Source organism: Paraburkholderia aromaticivorans, assembly GCF_002278075.1.
GTDB classification, from domain to species: domain Bacteria; phylum Pseudomonadota; class Gammaproteobacteria; order Burkholderiales; family Burkholderiaceae; genus Paraburkholderia; species Paraburkholderia aromaticivorans.
Genome location: NZ_CP022989.1, coordinates 879233 through 897228, shown reverse-complemented (window position 1 = coordinate 897228; position 17996 = coordinate 879233). Strand labels below are relative to the sequence as shown.

Genomic DNA, 17996 nt, shown 5'->3' with positions numbered 1-17996 from the left:
TCGTCGCCATAATGGATTCTGGGATCCACCGCCTGAACGAAGCACGCAAGGGGGGCGCTCCCCGGTGGCGGCACGCTTCGTCATCCTGACCATGGCGCCGCCGCGGCCGGCTCGGTGGAAGCATGAAGCGTTCGTCCGACTATCGCGGCGCCTGTCTTAGCGCGATACTACGCGCCAGGCTCGCGCGGGAAAGGACTACCTGAAGCATGCGTGCGTGCTTGATGGCAACGCGCAGTGGCGGCCGGGAACGTGTCGAGAGCATAGTCAACCGCTCTATCTGAAAGGTAACGAGACGTGGGAAACGGGATTAATCGCGCTTCATCCGCAGACTGGCCTTATCCGCGACTGGCGGCGCATCGCTGCGGCGGCACGCTCGCTCCGGAGAACACGCTCGCCGGTTTCGACGCCTGCGTGCGCTATGGCTACCGCATGGTCGAATTCGACGCCAAGCTGTCCGCCGACAACCAACTCTTTCTGCTGCACGACGACACGCTCGAGCGCACCACCAACGGCCATGGCGCCGCCGCGGAACACACGTGGCGGCAACTGGCCACGCTCGACGCCGGTGCATGGTACGGGGCGCAATTCGCCGGCACGCGTTTGCCGACGCTCGCCGAGGCGGCCGAACGCTGCGCGCGCGACGGCATTGCCGCCAACATCGAAATCAAGCCATGTCCGGGCCGCGACGCGATCACCGGGACATTGGTGGCAGGCGGCGCGCTGACGCTCTGGCAAGGGCAGACGCCGCCGTTGCTGTCGTCGTTTTCATTCGAGGCGCTGGCCGCCGCGCGTGACGCGGCGCCGTCATTGCAACGCGGCATGCTGTTCGACGAGGTGCCGGCGGACTGGCTGCGCGTCGTGCGGGAACTCGACTGCGTGTCCTTCCACGCGAACCACCGGTATCTGACCGAGCCGCTGGTCGCGAAGATTCACGCCGCCGGCCTGCGCGTGCTCGCCTACACGGTCAACGACACGGCGCGCGCGCAACTGCTCGCGCAATGGGGTGTCGACATGATTTGTACAGATCGCATCGATACACTGCGACACGACATGTTTTCCGCGCCGGCAAACCCGGCCTGAACATGGCGAGGCGGCGCAGGTGCCAGGGTGCACGGGCGCGCGTCCTGAAGCTCGAATTAGAAATTTTCCAAACGTAGCAATTTCGGCAGAGGATGGGGAAAACTATGAACCGCACCGCGTTAGCTCGTTTACTCTCGATGTCGGCCGTTGCGGGTGTGGCCGCCGCCGGCGCCAGCAGCGGCGCTTCGGCCGCGCCGCTCGATGCATTGATCGCCGCCGCCAAGCAGGAAGGCCAACTCACCGTGATCGCATTGCCCCATGACTGGTGCAACTACGGTGAACTGGTCGCCGGGTTTCAGAAGAAGTACGGTATCAAGATCAACGAACTGAATCCGGATGCGGGTTCGGGCGACGAAGTCGAAGCCATCAAGGCGAACAAGGGTAACAAGGGCCCGCAGGCGCCCGACGTGATCGACGTGGGCCTCTCGTTCGGCCCGTCGGCGAAGGCCGAAGGGCTGCTGCAGCCGTACAAGGTCGCCTCGTGGAACTCGATTCCGAAAGAGTCGAAAGACGCCGACGGCTATTGGTATGGCGATTACTACGGCGTGCTCTCGTTTGAAGTGAACGCCGACATGATCGACAAGGCGCCGTCCGACTGGAGCGATCTGCTCAAGCCGGACTACAAGAATGCCGTGTCGCTGGCGGGCGACCCGCGCTCGGCCAATCAGGCGATCCAGGCCGTCTATGCGGCGGGCCTCTCGCAAAGCAAGGGCGACGCGAGCAAAGCCGGACAGGCCGGGCTTACCTATTTCGCCAACCTGAACAAGAGCGGCAACTTCGTGCCGGTGATCGGCAAGGCCGCCTCGCTCGCGCAAGGCACCACGCCGATCGTCGTGCGTTGGGATTACAACGCGCTGGCCGACCGCGATACGCTGAAGGGCAATCCAAAGGTGCAGGTGGTGATTCCAAAGACGGGCGTGGTCGCGGGCGTGTACGTGCAGGCGATCAGCGCTTATGCGCCGCATCCGAACGCAGCCAAGCTGTGGATGGAATATCTGTACTCGGATGAAGGTCAGATCGGCTGGCTGAAGGGTTATTGCCACCCCATGCGCTACAACGAACTGGTGGCCGGCAAGAAAGTGCCGCAGGCGTTGCTCGACAAGCTGCCGCCCCCGTCGGCATACAAGAACGTGGTGTTCCCGACGCTCTCGCAACAGGACGCGTACAAGGAGACCATTACGAAGCACTGGGACGAAGCGGTCGGCGCGAACGTCAAGTAAGCCGCGTAGTGGAGGTCGCGGCGGCAGCGGAACACGTGCGCCGCGACCTCCAACCGTAACGTGAAGTTTTGCCGCCGGCGCGCCGCACGTGATGTGCGGCGCGTCCGGCGTTTGCCAGATTGCCCCAAGGGTGAGCTATGAGCGCTTCATCGGATGCTGGCTCGGTGCAGCCGGAATTGCTGGTTCCGCCTGTCCCCACTCCAACGCCTCGCGTCGACGGTCCGGGCCGCGCGTCGCAGTTCCTCGCGTGGATCGGCGTGGTGCCGTTTTTTGCTTTCGCGCTGCTGTTCCTGATTCTGCCGACCGGTTTCCTGATGGTCGGCGCGTTCCAGGATTCGCAAGGCCACTTCACGCTCGCCAACTTCCGCGACCTGCTCCAGCCGACCGTGATGGACGCGTACTGGATCAGCTTCAAGGTGAGCGCCGCTTCCTCGCTCGGCGGCGCGGTGATCGGCTCGCTGCTCGCATGGGCGGCGGTGCAGGGCAAACTGCCGGGCTGGATCCGTCCGACCTTGATGACGTTTTCCGGCGTCGCGTCGAACTTTGCCGGCGTGCCGCTCGCGTTTGCCTTCATCTGCACATTGGGACGCGTCGGGCTCGTCACCGTGTTGCTGAAGAAATACCTCGGCTTCAATCTGTACTCGACCGGCTTCAGCATCCTGAGCTTTTCCGGGCTGACGCTGACCTATCTGTATTTCCAGATTCCCTTGATGGTGCTGATCGTCACGCCCGCGCTCGACGGCCTGAAGCGCGAATGGCGCGAGGCCTGCGATTGCCTCGGCGGCACCGCGTATCAATACTGGCGCTACGTCGCGCTGCCTGTGCTGTGGCCGAGCGTGCTCGGCGCCGCGCTGCTGCTGTTCGCCAACTCGTTCGGTGCGGTCGCGACGGCTTATGCGCTGACCGGCAGTTCGCTGAACATCGTCACGATCCTGCTGTATGCGCAAATTCGCGGCGACGTGATGCACAACCAGAATCTCGGCTATGCACTCGCGCTCGGCATGGTGCTCGTCACCGGCCTCTCGAATGGCGGCTACATCTGGCTGCGCTCGCGCGCTGAAAGGGGACGTCGATGAAAAGCCAATCGCGTGTGGGTGCGTGGACCGCGATGATCGTCGGTTCGCTGTACTTCCTTATTCCGTTGATCGCGACGTTCGAGTTCAGCCTGCGCATGAAGCGCGGCACCTATAGCTTCGAAGCGTACAGCGTCGTGCTCGGCGATCCGCGCTTTCAGGCCTCGTTCGGCTATTCGATCCTGATGGCGTTGCTGACGATCGTGGTCGGCGTGCTGCTGGTGGTGCCGACGGCTTACTGGGTGCAACTGCGTTTGCCGAAGCTGCGCCCGCTCGTCGAGTTCATCACGTTGTTGCCGCTGGTGGTGCCGGCCATCGTGATCGTGTTCGGTTATCTGCGCATCTATAACAGCAGTTCGATTCTGCCGCTCACCGGCAACGAGCGCGCCACCGATCTGCTGCTCGTGTTCGGCTACGTGACGCTGTCACTGCCGTACATGTACCGCGCCGTCGATGCCGGCCTGCGCGCGGTCGATGTGCGTTCGCTCACCGAAGCGGCCGAATGTCTCGGCGCGAACTGGCCGACGATTCTCTTCAAGGTGATCTTCCCGAACATCCGCTCGGGCATTCTGTCGGGCGCGTTTCTCACCTTTGCGGTGGTGATCGGCGAGTTCACGCTGGCGAGCCTGCTCGACCGTCCCGCGTTCGGCCCCTATCTGCAGTTGATCGGCGCGAACCGCGCGTACGAGCCGTCGGCGCTCGCGATCATCGCGTTCGTAATTACGTGGGCGTCGATGGGTTTGATTCAGGTATTCGGCTCCGCCCGCGCGATGAGCGGCCAGAAAGTTTAATCCAACCGTTTGATCCAATGAGTTTGACGGACTGGGGCAGCGAAACATGGCATTCCTAGAGATCGAAAATCTGCATAAGTCCTTCGGGGCGAACACGGCGCTGCATCACTTCGATATGAAGATCGAGCGCGGCGAGTTCATCACGTTCCTCGGGCCGTCCGGCTGCGGCAAGACGACGGTGCTGCGCATGATCGCCGGCTTCGAAACGCCCACGCGCGGTATCATCCGGCTGGACAACAAGGACGTCACCCACCTTCGCACGCGGCAGCGCAAGGTCGGCATGGTGTTCCAGTCGTATGCGCTGTTTCCGAACATGACGGTGGCCGAGAATATCGGCTTCGGGCTGAAGATCACACATCGGCCGCAGGCGGAGATCAATCAGCGCGTCGAGGAGATGCTGCAACTGATCAAGCTGCCGCAACTGGGCGGGCGTTATCCGTGGCAATTGTCGGGCGGCCAGCAGCAGCGCGTGGCGCTCGCGCGGGCGCTCGCCGGTAAGCCGCAAGTGCTGCTGCTCGACGAACCGCTCTCGGCGCTCGACGCCAAGATCCGCATTTCGTTGCGCCAGGACATTCGCGCGTTGCAGCGCGAACTCGGGATCACGTCGATTTTCGTCACGCACGATCAGGAAGAGGCGCTGTCGATTTCCGACCGCATCGTCGTGATGAACGAGGGCCGCGTCGAGCAGATCGGCTCGCCCTCCGAAATCTATAACTACCCGCGCACACGGTTTGTCGCGTCATTCGTGGGCACACTGAACATTCTGGCCGGGCACGTGGTCGATCCGGCGACCGGCAAGATGGTGGTGGACGGCCAGGAATTGACCACCACGCAGGAGTTGCCGTCGAACGATGCGGGCAAGAAGCGTCTGCTCGCGCTGCGGCCCGAAGCGATCGTGCTGGAGCCCGCCGCGCCAGGCCGCAACACGCTGAACGCCACTGTCGAAGAAGTGAATTTCCTCGGTGCCGTGGTGCGCATCAGAACCCGCGTGAAAGACGCGGTGATTTCGCTCGATGTGTTCAACGACCCGAATCGCGGTTTGCCCGAACGCGGGCAGCCCGTGTCGCTGGGTTTCTCGCACGAGAATCTGCTGGTGCTGGAAGAGGGCGCGGTTTGAGCGCTGTTGCGGTGGCGTCGCTCGCTTCGCGCGAATCGAGCGTTTGAAAAGCCTCCGGGTTTTCCCGAGGCTTCTGTGCCGATAAATTCCGGATTCCGCGACATCCTGTGTCCGGCTTTCCGGAATTCCGGACGGCATGCGCGGTGAGTCGCTAGAAAATCTATATAAATCAACGCGCTGCGCCTGGCGTCGAGCTGGCATCGACCTTGCGAAATAGATATCGCGGCCGCAACGGTCCGACAACTAAAGCAAGGAGACAACGATGTCCGATTTCCCTTCCCGGTATTTCTGAATTCGTCGTCTTGTCGCGGCCTAATGCCGTGCACAGGCGTGACGATCATTCGTTCGCATGATGCGCAGCGTGGCAGGCCATTGAGCTCATCCACATCGCAGGAACCATCGTGAAGAAACCTATCCACAAAGTGCTGTACGTCCAGGTGATCGTGGCGATCATCATCGGTATCGCGCTCGGGCATTTCTACCCGGATTTCGCCGTCGACATGAAGCCGCTCGGCGACGGCTTCATCAAGCTGATCAAAATGGTGATCGGGCCGATCATCTTCTGTACGGTGGTGACGGGTATCGCCGGCATGGAGGACATGAAGAAGGTCGGGCGAGTGGGCGGCAAGGCGCTGCTGTACTTCGAAGTCGTCTCGACTTTCGCGCTGGTGCTCGGTCTGATCGCCACGCACGTGCTGAAACCGGGTGTCGGCTTCAACATCGATCCGGCCACGCTCGACGGCAAGGCGGTCGCCTCGTATGCCGCGAAAGCGCACGGACAGACCACCGTCGACTTCCTGATGCACCTCATTCCGGACACGCTCGTGTCGGCGTTCGCGCAGGGTGAAATCCTGCAGATCCTGCTGATCGCGTTGCTGTTCGGCGCGGTGCTCGCGACAGCCGGTGAAAAGGGCAAGGTCGTGACGAGCTTTATCGACGGCCTCTCGCATGTGCTGTTCGGCATCGTGCGCATCATCACGAAGCTGGCGCCGATCGGCGCGTTCGGCGCGATGGCCTTTACGATCGGCAAGTACGGCATCGGCTCGCTGCTGCCCATGCTCAAGCTGATCGGCACGTTCTATCTGACCTCGATCGTGTTCGTGGTGGTCGTGCTCGGCATCATTGCGCGCGCGGTGGGTTTCAACATCCTGCGCTTCGTGGCGTACATCAAGGAAGAAATGCTGATCGTGCTCGGCACGAGCTCGTCCGAAGCCGCGCTGCCGCAACTGATGCTGAAGCTCGAAAAGCTCGGCTGCTCGCGTTCGGTGGTGGGCCTCGTGGTGCCGACCGGCTATTCGTTCAACCTCGACGGCACCAACATCTATATGACGATGGCCGTGCTGTTCATCGCGCAAGCCACCAACACCGACCTCACGTGGACGCAACAGCTCACGCTGCTGGCGGTGACCATGCTGACGTCGAAGGGCGCGAGCGGCGTGACGGGCGCGGGCTTCATCACGCTGGCGGCGACGCTTGCCGTGGTGCCGACCATTCCGCTGTCGGGAATGGTGCTGATTCTCGGTATCGACCGCTTCATGAGCGAATGCCGGGCGCTGACGAACATTGTCGGCAACGGCGTGGCGACGGTGGTGGTCTCGGCATGGGAAAAGGAACTGGACCGCAGCAAACTGAACGCCGCGTTGCGTGGCGATGTGCCGCTCAAAGAGCCAGCCGGCGTTTGAGCCGCGCAATCGGCAACGCCTTCTAACGTAGCGCTCATGGCCGCGGACACCAGCGTATGAAACCGGTGGCCGCGCGTCCAACCCTCACCTCGTCGGCCGACGAAGCTGACGCCGACGACGCATCGCCTTATGCCACAATAAACGATCCTCACCGATCGGATATTGCCAACGTGACGCGACGCCTGCTGATCCTCTTCGCGCTCGTCGCCGGGCTCGTCGCAGCATGCGGGCTCACGTACAGCATCGCGTGGCAAAGCGGTATCGACCATTTGCGGCGCAACGCCGCGGTGCGAGTCGACCGTACGACCAGCGCGCTCAAAAGTACGCTGGAACGCTACGAGTCACTGCCTTATCTGCTGGCGGAACACCCCATCGTGCAGGATGTGCTGGTGAATCCCAGTCCAGCCAACGTCGCGCGCGCCAATCTCTATCTCGAAGACCTGAACCGCCACGCGCGCGCCACGGTCACCTACATCATTCCGCTCGACGGCTATTGCGTCGCGGCGAGCAACTGGCACGGGCCGGGCAGCTTCATCGGCGCCGGCTATCAATTCCGGCCGTATTTTCTCGATGCGGTCAAAGGCGGCGTGGGCCGCTTTTTCGGCATCGGCACGATCTCGCAGGCGCCGGGCTACTACATCTCGCAACCGGTGCGGCGCGACGGCAAGATTGTCGGCGTGGCGGTCGTCAAACTCGATCTCGAATGGTTTCAGGGCGCGGATGCGTCCGAGCCGCTCGTCGTGACCGACGATCACGGCGTCGTGTTTCTGTCGTCGATACCGGCGTGGAAATACCACACGATCCGGCCGCTGTCGGGGCCGGTCGCCGATTCGATCTACCAGGCGCGTCAATACGCGCAACAGCCGATCGCGCCGTTGCCGGTGTCGATCGAACGCACGCTCGAAGGCAACGCGCAGATCGTGCGCATCGGCGGCGGCCGCTATGCACCGCGCTATCTCGCGTCGCGGCGCGGCATGGGCGAGCCGGACTGGCATCTGATCACCATGTCGCCCGTCGATCCGGTCGACGCCGACGCGCGCAAGGCGACCATCGTCACCGGCTTCGGTTATGTGTCGCTGGTGTTGTTGGCGTTCTACTGGAGAATGCGCCGCGCTCGCGTGCGCGAGGTGATGCGCAGCCGGGCGCTGCTGCAAAAAGCCTACGCGGAACTGAACCGGCGGGTCGCCGAGCGCACCGCGGATCTCTCGCAGGCGAACGAACAGTTGCAAAAGGAAGTGGCCGAGCGCACGCGCGCCGAACAGGAATTGCGCGCCGCGCACGACGAACTGATCCAGGCGAGCAAGCTCGCCGCGCTCGGTCAGATGGCCGCCGGCATCACGCATGAACTGAATCAGCCGCTCGCCGCGTTGCGCGGTTTTTCGGACAACACGCGGGTGCTGCTCGAACGCGGCGACCAGGCGTCGGCGCGCGAAAATCTCGAAGCGATCGCGGCGCTCACGGAGCGCATGGGCAAGATCACCAATCAGTTGAAGCTGTTCGTCGGCCGCGCGCGGCCACGCAGTGCGCGTGCGCCGATCGTGCGGGCGTTGCGCAACGTGGTGGCGCTCTTGCAAAAGCGCCTGCAAGGCGTCGAGGTCGAATTGACGTTGCTCGACGCGCCAGGCGGCACGCGTACGGCGCTGAGTCTCGCCGACGACCATCCCGAACTGATCGCGCATTGCGACGATCTGCGACTCGAGCAGGTGCTGATCAACCTGCTCGGCAACGCGCTCGATGCGACGGCGGACATCGGCTCGCCGCGCATTGCGATCGAAATCGAAGTCGCCGATGCGAATCTGTCGTTCGTCGTGAGCGACAACGGCCCCGGCATTCCCGACGATGTCTTGCCGCGGCTGTTCGAGCCGTTCTTCACCACCAAGGAAATGGGCCAGGGGTTGGGGCTCGGGCTGGCGATATCGTCGTCGATCGCGCGCGATTGCGGCGGCTCGCTGGTGGCGCGCAACGCGCCGGACGGCGGTGCATTATTCGTGTTGACGCTGCGCCGCGCGCGCGCGCAGACGAGCCACACCCCGGACCCGCTGACCACGGGCTCCTGAATCACACGGAAAACGCCATGCTGAACCACGGCCTGCAAGTGCTGTATATCGAAGACGACGAACTGGTGCGGCGCGCCAGCGTGCAAAGTCTGCAACTGGCGGGCTTCGACGTGATCGGCCATGCGTCGGTGGAATCCGCGGCGAAGATGATCAGCGCGGACTTTTCCGGCGTGATTGTCAGCGACATTCGTTTGCCGGGCGCAAGCGGTCTTGAACTGCTTGCGCAATGCCATGAGCGCGCACCCGACGTGCCGGTGATTCTGGTGACCGGCCACGGCGACATTTCAATGGCCGTACAGGCAATGCGCGACGGCGCGTACGACTTTATCGAAAAGCCGTTCGCGTCCGAACGCTTGATCGAAACCGTGCGGCGTGCGTTGGAGCGCCGCAAGCTGGTGCTGGAGAATCTCGCGCTGCGACGCGAGCTGGCGGAACAGAACTCGGTGGCGCCGCGGATCATCGGCAGGAGTCCGGCGATCGAACAGGTGCGGCGTCTGATCGCCAATGTCGCGCCGACGGATGCCTCCGTGCTGATCAACGGCGACACCGGCGCGGGCAAGGAACTGATCGCGCGCAGTCTGCATGAACTCTCGCCGCGGCGTGACAAGCCGTTTATCGCGGTGAACTGTGGCGCGTTGCCGGAGCCGATGTTCGAGTCGGAAATGTTCGGCTACGAGCCGGGCGCATTCACGGGCGCGGCGAAACGCCGTATCGGCAAGCTCGAGCATGCGTCGGGCGGCACGCTGTTTCTCGACGAAATCGAGAGCATGCCGCTCGCGTTGCAGGTCAAGCTGCTGCGCGTGCTGCAGGACGGCGTGCTGGAGCGGCTCGGTTCGAATCAGCCGATTCGCGTGAATTGCCGCGTGGTCGCCGCCGCCAAGGGCGACATGGCCGAGCACGTCGCGGACGGCTCGTTCCGGCGCGATCTGCTGTACCGGCTGAATGTCGTCACGATCGCGCTACCGCCGCTGGGCGAGCGTCGCGAGGATATCGTGCCGCTCTTCGAACACTTTCTGCTGGACGCGGCGGTGCGTTATCAGCGCCCCGCGCCGATTCTCACCGATCGTCAGCGCGCGAGCCTGATGCAGCGCGACTGGCCGGGCAATGTGCGGGAACTGCGCAATGCCGCCGATCGCTTCGTGCTCGGCGTCGCCGACGACCCCGTCATGTCTTTCGGCGACGACGGCGCGGCCACGCAGCCTCTGAAGGAGCGCGTCGAACAATTCGAGCGGGCGGTGATCGCGGAGGCGTTGGAGCAGACCGGCGGTGTGGTCGCGATTGCGGCAGACAAGCTGCAGCTCGGCAAAGCCACGCTCTACGAGAAGATCAAGCGGTATGGCCTCGCGGCCAAAGGGGAAGGGGAGCGCTGACGAAATGAAAACGCCGGCGTCGAAATGCGACGCCGGCGTGTTTGAATCAGTGTGAATCGGATCAGGCGAGGCTGCGCGCTCAGGCCGGTTTCAGCGCCTTTTCCAGCAATTGGTCGAGTTCCGCGAATTGCGGCTCGCCCACATAGCGCTTGAGAATCCTGCCGTCCTTGTCGACCAGGAAAGTGGTCGGCGTGAGCTGGACATTGCCGAACTGCTTGGCGGCCGAGCCGTCGTCCATCGCAACCTTGAACGGCAACTGGCGCGTTTGCGTGTAGTTGGCCACGTACATGGGCGCGTCGTAGTTCATTGCCACGGCGACGAATTCGAGGCCCTGGTCCTTGAAGCGGTTATAGGTCTGGACCATCTGCGGCATTTCCTTCATGCAGGTATCGCAGCTCGTCGCCCAGAAGTTGACGAGGTAGACCTTGCCTTTCAGGTCGGCGGTCGAGACTTTCTGGCCGGACAGCAACGTGAAGGTCGCATCGGGCACGCGCTGCTGACCGGCAAACGCGAAATAACCGGCGATGGCGATCGCTATGGCCACGGCGGCAATGCTGATGTAGCGAATCGGATTCGCGCGCCGGCTGGCAGTGGACGGAGTGGAACTCATGAACGGAACCTCGAGAGTCGCGCGAAACGCGCGGGACAGTGCGTCGCTTCCGGCTTCGGCGCGGCGCTTTACAGCCTCGCTATTGTAGCCCCATTCCTGCGACGCGGCAGGACGCGAGCCCGCGGCGGATAATAGGGTTTTACGTCCTCGTCAGTTCGATCTTCTGTCCCCATGTTCCGATCCGTTTCCTGTTTTGATCGCTTCAGTTGCGTAAGCCGTTTCCTCGCCCGAATCCTGTTCCGCCTGTCCCTCGCCAACCGCTCCCTGAGCTGGTTTTCGGGCCAATCCGCGGCCGGCGCCGCTTCCCGGCGGGCGAAGGCGCGCGCCGTGTCGGGCACACTGGTTTGCGCCCTCGCGTTGGCCAGCGCACTGAGCGCATGTTCGCCGACCTTCGACTGGCGCACCATCACGAACAACGACAACGGCTATACGGTCGACCTGCCGGCGAAGCCGGGCAACGATCAGCGTGCGGTTCAGATTGACGGCACGCCGATGCAGATGGCGATGCAGACGGCCGAAGCCGGCGACGCCGTGTTCGCGGTCGGCACGGTGATGTTGCCGAACGACAGCGAGGCGACGCAGCGCGCCGCTCTGGCGTTCCTGCGCAACGGTCTTGCCCGCAACGTAGGCGCCGCGCCGGCAGCTCGCGCGGTGCAGATTCCGCTCGCTGCCGGCGGCCAGGTGCTCGGTCTGGAAATGAAGCTGAGCGGCGAAGCCGGCTCGCAACATGAGGAACGCACCGTTTACGCGCGGCTCGTAGCGCGCGGGCGGCACGTCTATCAGGCGGCCATCATTTCACCGAAGCCAATGCAGCAGGAGCAGGTCGACCAATTTTTTTCGTCTTTCAAACTCTATTGAGTGCGGTATTTTTGGCCGAATCGGCGCGTAAAGGACCGCTGTGCGCAGGCCGCGCACAGTGAAAGTTCCTTCGCAGCATCGCGTGCTAATTCCCGGTTTACGTTGAATTTTTTCCGTTCCTCACAGAGGCTGTGGATAACTCTGTTGAGAACTCGCCGAAATTGCCCGGAGATGCCCATTCTATGGGCACTCTGTCAGATTCGATCCGCTCGGCATGATGAAAAAAAGCCAGTCAAATCAATGATTTTCAGATGAGGCGCATGGCACACCTTTCAGATGTTTCAAAATCTGTCTGGAACGTGCGCGTGTGCATAAGTCAAGTCTTGACAGCATGTTTTTCGCCTCATACGGAGCCAAAAGCCCGGCGATATTGGATCGCTTCACCGATCTGCGCGGCGCTCGGCATGGCTGCACCAGCGAGGTCGGCAATGGTGCGCGCCACCTTCAACACCCGGTAGTACGCGCGCGCCGACCATCCGAAACGCTCTCCGGCTTCGCGCAGCAGTATTTCGCCCGCAGTATCGGGGCGGCACACTTCGTCCACTTCGCGTCCCCCCAATTCCCGATTGGTTTTGCCCTGGCGGCTCAACTGACGCTCGCGCGCGCGATTCACACGCGCGGCGATGGCGGCGCTCGTTTCTCCGGCGGCGAGCGAACGGGCGGACAACTCCGCCGGCGTGAGCGCGGGGATCTCGAGTTGGATGTCGATCCGGTCGAGCAAGGGCCCGGAGAGCTTGCGCAGGTAGCGCGCGGCGATTTCGGGCGTACAGCGGCAGCGGCCTTGAGGATCGCCGCGCCAGCCGCAGGGGCACGGGTTCATGGCGGCGATCAACTGGCACGCAGCCGGGAAATCCACCTGCAAGGCGGCGCGTGAAATGGTGATGCGGCCGGCTTCGAGCGGCTCACGCAGCGTCTCGAGCACATCTCGATCGAACTCGGGTAGCTCGTCGAGAAAGAGCACCCCCAGATGCGCCAAGGTGATTTCGCCCGGCTGTGGCGGATTGCGCCCGCCCACCAGCGCCGCGGCGCTAGACGAATGATGCGGGGCGCGAAACGGCCGCCGGCGCCATTGTGCGGGCGTAAAACCGGCCCGGCTGGCGGACAGCAGGGCGGCGGAGGCGAGCGCTTCGTCGTCGGTCATGGGCGGCAAGAGGCCCGGCAGGCGCGCGGCGAGCATCGATTTGCCGGCGCCGGGCGGCCCGACCAGCAGCACATGGTGTCCGCCGGCCGCGGCGACTTCAAGTGCCCGGCGCGCGCCGCGCTGACCGATGACGTCGCCCATATCCGGAACGACGGCGGTGGCGCTCTCGGCGAGGTCTGGCGCGGCAAGCGGATGGAGCCGCGCCTCGGGCGCACCTGCCAGGTGAGCGCACAGCGAAGGCAGATCGGCGGCGCCGTAGACATCGACGCCGGGCACGAGCGCCGCTTCCGCGGCGCTCGCGGCGGGCAGGTAGAGCTGCGGCGTGGAGTGGGCGGGCGGCTCGCACGCCGCCAGCTCGACGTCAGTTCCTGACGTCGACGCGCCGCCGTGAGCCACGCCGCTGCGCGCCGTTCCGCAAGCCATGGCGAAGGCGCCGCGCATCGGACGGAGCGCGCCGGTCAACGACAGCTCGCCCGCGAATTCGCGATGCAGCAAACATTCGGCGGGAATCTGGCCGCTCGCCGCGAGAATGCCCAAGGCGATGGGCAGATCGAAGCGGCCCGATTCCTTGGGCAAATCGGCTGGGGCGAGATTGACGGTGATGCGCCGGACGGGGAAATCGAAATTGCAGTTCTGCAGCGCCGCGCGCACGCGCTCGCGGCTCTCCCGCACTTCCAGATCAGGCAGACCGACAATCGAAAAAGAGGGTAATCCGTTCGCGAGGTGAACCTCGACGGTTACTTCGGGCGCGCGGCCAGCGGCCGGCGCGCGACTGCGCACCACGGCAAGCGACATGTTTTCTCCCGTCGGACGGCGCGCCTGACGCGCGCACGAGTCCCCTAAAACGCTGATGACGTCACGGCTCGCTTGCCTGTGATGTGCAGCACTGCGCGGCGGAAACGCCGCGAGCAGCAGTATTACGGCGTTTGCGTGACCGGAAGCTTCTGTTCGAGTTCGGCGACGCGGCGCTCCAGCTCTTCCAGACGCGCGCGCGTGCGCACCAGCACTTGCGTCTGCGTATCGAATTCCTCACGCGTAACCAGATCGAGCTTCGAAAAGCCCTGCGACAGCATCGCTTTCACGTTGCGTTCGACATCTTTGGCCGGCGAGTTCTTGAACAGCTCGCTCATGCGGGCTTGAAAGTCGTTAAAAACATCATTGGGTTGTTTCATGGTGTTCCCTTTGTTGCACAAAAATTGTGCATGTTTCGTTGCGCCTGTGCTTTGTCGCGGCGAATGGGCATTGTTGGTGCATGACCCGTTGCGCGCCGCGGCCGCATGGGCCCCTTTGGTGCGCGCCCGTGCGTTCAAAACCTTCGAACACTCTAGCAACGATCCATAAGCCGCGCCAGCGTGCCCCGCCAGCGTTGGCCTTCCGGCCAGGGGCGCTTGCGCCCCTTTTGCGACGCCTGCGGGGCGCAGTCTGACACAACTTGGCATGCGAGTTGCTGTTACTGCCCCGCGCGCTCTGCCGGCACCGATTTGCCGGCAGCGGAACGAGACCAGGCGAACGATTTACGGGTACGCAACAGGTTACGCAAACGGGTTACGCAAACGGGTTACGCAACTAAGCGAGGGATTTCATGAAACTCATTACCGCAATCATCAAGCCGTTCAAGCTCGATGAGGCGCGCGAAGCCTTGTCGGCCATCGGCGTCTCGGGCATCACGGTGACCGAAGTCAAGGGCTTCGGTCGCCAGAAGGGCCACACGGAACTGTATCGCGGCGCCGAATACGTCGTCGATTTCCTGCCGAAGGTGAAGATCGAGGCGGCTGTCTCGGACGATATCGTCGACCAGGCGATCGAGGCGCTCGAGCGCGCGGCACGCACCGGCAAGATCGGTGACGGCAAGATCTTCGTCACGCCGATCGAGCAAGTGATTCGGATTCGCACCGGGGAGACCGGCGCGGACGCTCTGTAACACCAAAAGATAGCGACACAGATAGCGATAAGAGGAAACGAAAGATGCGCAAATTATTGATGTCCTTGCTGATGGCCGGTTCGCTGCTCGCGGGCGGTATCGGCGCTGCTCTCGCGGACGACGCGTCCGCTCCCGCAGCCGCCTCGGCTCCCGATGCGACGGCGAGCGCCCCGGCACCGGACGCTTCGGCAGCACCTGCTGCCGCCGCGGCTTCGGCACCGGCCGCTGACGCGTCCGCCGCGCCGGCTGCCAGCGCGGCCGTCGCCGCACCTGCGGCATCGGACGCCGCGCCGGCTGCTCCGACTGCGCCGTTCTCCGTCGATTCGTCGAAGATCAATTCCGGCGACACCGCCTGGATGCTGACCTCCACCGCGCTCGTGCTGTTCATGACGATCCCGGGTCTGGCGCTGTTCTACGGCGGCATGGTCCGCAAGAAGAACGTGCTCGCGATCCTGATGCAAAGCTTCGCGATCACCTGCGTGGTGACGATCGTCTGGATCGTGGTGGGCTACAGCCTGGCCTTCACGCCGGGTGGTTCGTTCATCGGCGGCTTCTCGCGCGTCTTCATGGCGGGCATGAACTACATCAAGGGCGACAAGGCCACGACGCTGACCGTCAGCCACCTTGCCCCGACCATCCCGGAAACGGTCTACTGCGTCTATCAGATGACGTTCGCGATCATCACCCCGGCGCTGATCACGGGCGCGTTTGCCGACCGTATGAAGTTCTCGGCGATGCTGGTGTTCATGACGCTGTGGTCGATCATCGTCTACTCGCCGATCGCGCACATGGTGTGGGAACCGACCGGCTGGCTGGCTAGCGCGGGCATCCTCGACTTCGCGGGCGGCACGGTGGTGCACATCAACGCCGGTATCGCGGCGCTGGTCTGCGCGCTGGTCCTCGGCAAGCGTATCGGTTACGGCAAGGAAGCGATGGCGCCGCACAACCTGACGCTCACGCTGATCGGTGGCGCGATGCTGTGGGTGGGCTGGTTCGGCTTCAACGCGGGTTCGGCAGTGGCGGCTGACGGCCGTGCCGGTTTTGCGATGTTTGCAACCCAAGTGGCGACCGCTGCGGCAGCACTCGGCTGGATGTTTGCTGAATGGGCCGCCAAGGGTAAGCCGTCGGTGCTCGGTATCGTGTCGGGCGCGGTGGCAGGTCTGGTTGCGATCACCCCGGCTTCGGGCTTCGTCGGTACGCTCGGCTCGCTGGTGATCGGTGTCGTGGCAGGCGTGGTTTGCTTCTGGTCGGCAACGTGGCTCAAGCACAAGCTCGGTTACGACGACTCGCTCGACGCGTTCGGCGTGCACTGCATCGGCGGTATCGTGGGTGCGCTCCTGACCGGCGTGTTCGCGGTCAAGGACATCGGCGGCGCGGACGGCAGCGTCATCCTGCAAGCCAAGGGCGTGCTGACGACGCTGATCTACAGCGGCGTGGTGAGCTTCATCCTGCTGAAGATCATCGACATGGTGATGGGCATCCGCGTGACGGAAGAACAGGAACGCGAAGGTCTGGACGTGAGCCTGCACGGCGAACACGTCGAGTAAGCAACGCGCCGCGAGCCCGCGCTCCCGGGCTCGCAGGGTAACAAATAAGCGCAGCGACTTTGGCCCGCCTTCATGGCGGGCTTTTTTCTTGCGCGCTATCTTGTAAACGGTAGTTTTCCCTGCCTATCATGGCGATAGCGAGAATGCATTCGCGTCCGCTTGCGAATGGAGAAACCGTCCCCAAATGGACAAAGCATTTGCTCTACAATCTTTTTTCTCCAGTCTGCGAGTGATCAATGGTTCCGCACCTAGTTACGGCGTTAAACGGCCCGCTGCTCGATCTTGAGCGGAAGATCCTCGACGCCACCCCCGCCATCGAACGCTGGTTCCGGCTCGAATGGCAGGAGCACACGCCGCCGTTCTACTGTTCCGTCGACTTGCGCAACGCGGGTTTCAAGCTCGCGCCGGTCGACACCAATCTGTTTCCCGGCGCATTCAACAATCTGCCGCAGGAAGTGTTGCCGCTCGCCGTGCAGGCCGCGATGGCCTCGATCGAGAAGATCTGCCCGGACGCCAAGAACCTGCTGGTGATCCCCGAGCGCCACACGCGCAACGCGTTTTATCTGGAGAATGTCGCCCGTCTCGCCGCGATCATGCGCCAGGCCGGCTTGAACGTGCGGTTCGGCACGCTCGACGAAAACATCAACGGGCCGGTCACGATCGCGCTTTCCGACGGGCAGAAGCTCGTGCTGGAGCCGCTCGAGCGCTCGCAGCGGCGCCTTGGCCTGAAGAATTTCGACCCGTGCTCGATCCTGCTGAACAACGATCTGTCAGGTGGTATCCCGCCTGTGCTGGAAAATCTGCACGAACAATATCTGTTGCCGCCGCTGCACGCCGGCTGGGCCGTTCGCCGCAAATCGACGCATTTTTCCTGTTATGACGACGTCGCGAAGAAGTTCGCGAAGATGGTCGAGATCGATCCGTGGATGATCAATCCGTACTTCGCGCACGTCGAAGGCGTCGATTTCCAGGAACGCACCGGCGAAGAAGCACTAGCGGATGCAATCGACGGCGTGCTGAAGAAGATTGCCAAGAAGTATCGCGAGTACGGCATTTCCGAAAAACCGTATGTCGTCATCAAGTCGGATGCGGGCACTTATGGCATGGGCGTGATGACCGTGCACGACGCGTCGGAAGTCGCCGCGCTCACCAAGCGCGAACGCGCCAAGATGGCCGCGACCAAAGACGGCCTGGAAGTGCACGACGTGATCGTGCAGGAAGGCGTGTACACCTTCGAGCGCATCGGCGAAGAAGTGGCCGAGCCGGTCGTGTACATGATCGACCGTTACGTGGTGGGCGGCTTCTACCGCGTGCACGGCAGCCGTGAGCGCGATCAGAATCTGAACGCGCCGGGCATGCACTTCGTGCCGCTCGGCTTCGAGCATACGGCACTGCCCGACGCCCACGCCAAGCCCGGCGCGGCGCCGCCGAACCGCTTCTACATGTACGGCGTGGTGGCGCGGCTCGGGCTGCTGGCCGCATCGGTCGAGCTGGAAAAGACCGATCCGGAAGCGATTCAGGTCTAAGCC

Annotated in this window: 15 protein-coding genes; 12 read left to right on the top strand and 3 right to left on the bottom strand. The window is 63.4% G+C overall.

Going from position 1 to position 17996, the window contains the following annotated elements; all coding sequences use genetic code 11:
- Positions 1–294: 294 nt before the first annotated feature.
- The 8 genes from ugpQ to CJU94_RS03965 all read left to right on the top strand — a co-directional run bounded on the left by ugpQ (position 295) and on the right by CJU94_RS03965 (position 10390).
- On the top strand, positions 295–1080 hold the full coding sequence (gene ugpQ / locus CJU94_RS04000) for a glycerophosphodiester phosphodiesterase (RefSeq protein ID WP_095417607.1): 786 nt from the start codon (positions 295–297) through the stop codon (positions 1078–1080).
- Between the two features lie 104 nt (positions 1081–1184).
- Positions 1185–2300, top strand: coding sequence for an ABC transporter substrate-binding protein (locus CJU94_RS03995; RefSeq protein WP_095417606.1), 1116 nt, complete (start codon positions 1185–1187; stop codon positions 2298–2300).
- 137 nt (positions 2301–2437) lie between these two features.
- A complete protein-coding gene (locus tag CJU94_RS03990; RefSeq protein WP_095417605.1) occupies positions 2438–3376 on the top strand; it encodes an ABC transporter permease in 939 nt (312 codons plus the stop codon).
- Entirely contained in the window at positions 3373–4164 is a 792-nt protein-coding gene (locus tag CJU94_RS03985; protein ID WP_095417604.1) for an ABC transporter permease, read from the top strand. The genes CJU94_RS03990 and CJU94_RS03985 overlap by 4 nt, the downstream gene beginning before the upstream one ends.
- Before the next feature lie 46 nt (positions 4165–4210).
- Positions 4211–5281 (top strand): ABC transporter ATP-binding protein, encoded by a 1071-nt coding sequence (locus tag CJU94_RS03980; protein WP_095417603.1) that lies wholly within the window; start codon positions 4211–4213, stop codon positions 5279–5281.
- Positions 5282–5682: 401 nt separating this feature from the next.
- On the top strand, positions 5683–6963 hold the full coding sequence (locus tag CJU94_RS03975) for a dicarboxylate/amino acid:cation symporter (protein WP_095417602.1): 1281 nt from the start codon (positions 5683–5685) through the stop codon (positions 6961–6963).
- 56 nt (positions 6964–7019) lie between these two features.
- Positions 7020–9020: a sensor histidine kinase gene (locus CJU94_RS03970; protein WP_095417601.1), complete on the top strand. Its 2001-nt coding sequence runs from the start codon at positions 7020–7022 to the stop codon at positions 9018–9020.
- 20 nt (positions 9021–9040) lie between these two features.
- Positions 9041–10390 (top strand): sigma-54-dependent transcriptional regulator, encoded by a 1350-nt coding sequence (locus tag CJU94_RS03965; protein ID WP_095420210.1) that lies wholly within the window; start codon positions 9041–9043, stop codon positions 10388–10390.
- A 79-nt stretch (positions 10391–10469) separates the two neighbouring features.
- Here the strand turns inward: CJU94_RS03965 and CJU94_RS03960 are convergent, their stop codons facing one another.
- Positions 10470–11000, bottom strand: a complete 531-nt coding sequence (locus tag CJU94_RS03960; protein WP_095417600.1) for a TlpA disulfide reductase family protein — start codon at positions 10998–11000, stop codon at positions 10470–10472.
- Positions 11001–11171: 171 nt separating this feature from the next.
- On the opposite strand from CJU94_RS03960, the gene CJU94_RS03955 reads away from it, so the two are divergent.
- Entirely contained in the window at positions 11172–11858 is a 687-nt protein-coding gene (locus CJU94_RS03955; RefSeq protein ID WP_095417599.1) for a hypothetical protein, read from the top strand.
- A 343-nt stretch (positions 11859–12201) separates the two neighbouring features.
- Here CJU94_RS03955 and CJU94_RS03950 read toward each other — a convergent pair whose 3' ends face one another.
- A complete protein-coding gene (locus tag CJU94_RS03950; protein WP_095417598.1) occupies positions 12202–13794 on the bottom strand; it encodes a YifB family Mg chelatase-like AAA ATPase in 1593 nt (530 codons plus the stop codon).
- Between the two features lie 122 nt (positions 13795–13916).
- A complete protein-coding gene (locus tag CJU94_RS03945) occupies positions 13917–14171 on the bottom strand; it encodes an accessory factor UbiK family protein (protein ID WP_012431591.1) in 255 nt (84 codons plus the stop codon).
- A gap of 410 nt (positions 14172–14581) precedes the next feature.
- On the opposite strand from CJU94_RS03945, the gene CJU94_RS03940 reads away from it, so the two are divergent.
- From CJU94_RS03940 to gshA, 3 genes are all read left to right on the top strand, one after another.
- Positions 14582–14920, top strand: a complete 339-nt coding sequence (locus CJU94_RS03940) for a P-II family nitrogen regulator (protein WP_006048089.1) — start codon at positions 14582–14584, stop codon at positions 14918–14920.
- A 44-nt stretch (positions 14921–14964) separates the two neighbouring features.
- Complete coding sequence (locus CJU94_RS03935; protein ID WP_095417597.1) at positions 14965–16467, top strand: ammonium transporter; 1503 nt, start codon at positions 14965–14967, stop codon at positions 16465–16467.
- Between the two features lie 236 nt (positions 16468–16703).
- A complete protein-coding gene (gene gshA / locus CJU94_RS03930; RefSeq protein WP_095417596.1) occupies positions 16704–17993 on the top strand; it encodes a glutamate--cysteine ligase in 1290 nt (429 codons plus the stop codon).
- The last annotated feature ends 3 nt before the right edge of the window (positions 17994–17996 follow it).

What these genes read in the sequence shown, in the direction of transcription:
- CJU94_RS03995 (WP_095417606.1), top strand. Translation starts at nt 1,185, where the DNA reads ATGAACCGCACCGCGTTAGCTCGTTTACTCTCGATGTCGGCCGTTGCG.
- CJU94_RS03990 (WP_095417605.1), top strand. Translation starts at nt 2,438, where the DNA reads ATGAGCGCTTCATCGGATGCTGGCTCGGTGCAGCCGGAATTGCTGGTT.
- CJU94_RS03985 (WP_095417604.1), top strand. Translation starts at nt 3,373, where the DNA reads ATGAAAAGCCAATCGCGTGTGGGTGCGTGGACCGCGATGATCGTCGGT.
- CJU94_RS03980 (WP_095417603.1), top strand. Translation starts at nt 4,211, where the DNA reads ATGGCATTCCTAGAGATCGAAAATCTGCATAAGTCCTTCGGGGCGAAC.
- CJU94_RS03970 (WP_095417601.1), top strand. Translation starts at nt 7,020, where the DNA reads ATGAAACCGGTGGCCGCGCGTCCAACCCTCACCTCGTCGGCCGACGAA.
- CJU94_RS03960 (WP_095417600.1), bottom strand. Translation starts at nt 11,000, where the DNA reads ATGAGTTCCACTCCGTCCACTGCCAGCCGGCGCGCGAATCCGATTCGC.
- CJU94_RS03955 (WP_095417599.1), top strand. Translation starts at nt 11,172, where the DNA reads ATGTTCCGATCCGTTTCCTGTTTTGATCGCTTCAGTTGCGTAAGCCGT.
- CJU94_RS03950 (WP_095417598.1), bottom strand. Translation starts at nt 13,794, where the DNA reads ATGTCGCTTGCCGTGGTGCGCAGTCGCGCGCCGGCCGCTGGCCGCGCG.
- CJU94_RS03945 (WP_012431591.1), bottom strand. Translation starts at nt 14,171, where the DNA reads ATGAAACAACCCAATGATGTTTTTAACGACTTTCAAGCCCGCATGAGC.
- CJU94_RS03940 (WP_006048089.1), top strand. Translation starts at nt 14,582, where the DNA reads ATGAAACTCATTACCGCAATCATCAAGCCGTTCAAGCTCGATGAGGCG.
- CJU94_RS03935 (WP_095417597.1), top strand. Translation starts at nt 14,965, where the DNA reads ATGCGCAAATTATTGATGTCCTTGCTGATGGCCGGTTCGCTGCTCGCG.
- gshA (WP_095417596.1), top strand. Translation starts at nt 16,704, where the DNA reads ATGGTTCCGCACCTAGTTACGGCGTTAAACGGCCCGCTGCTCGATCTT.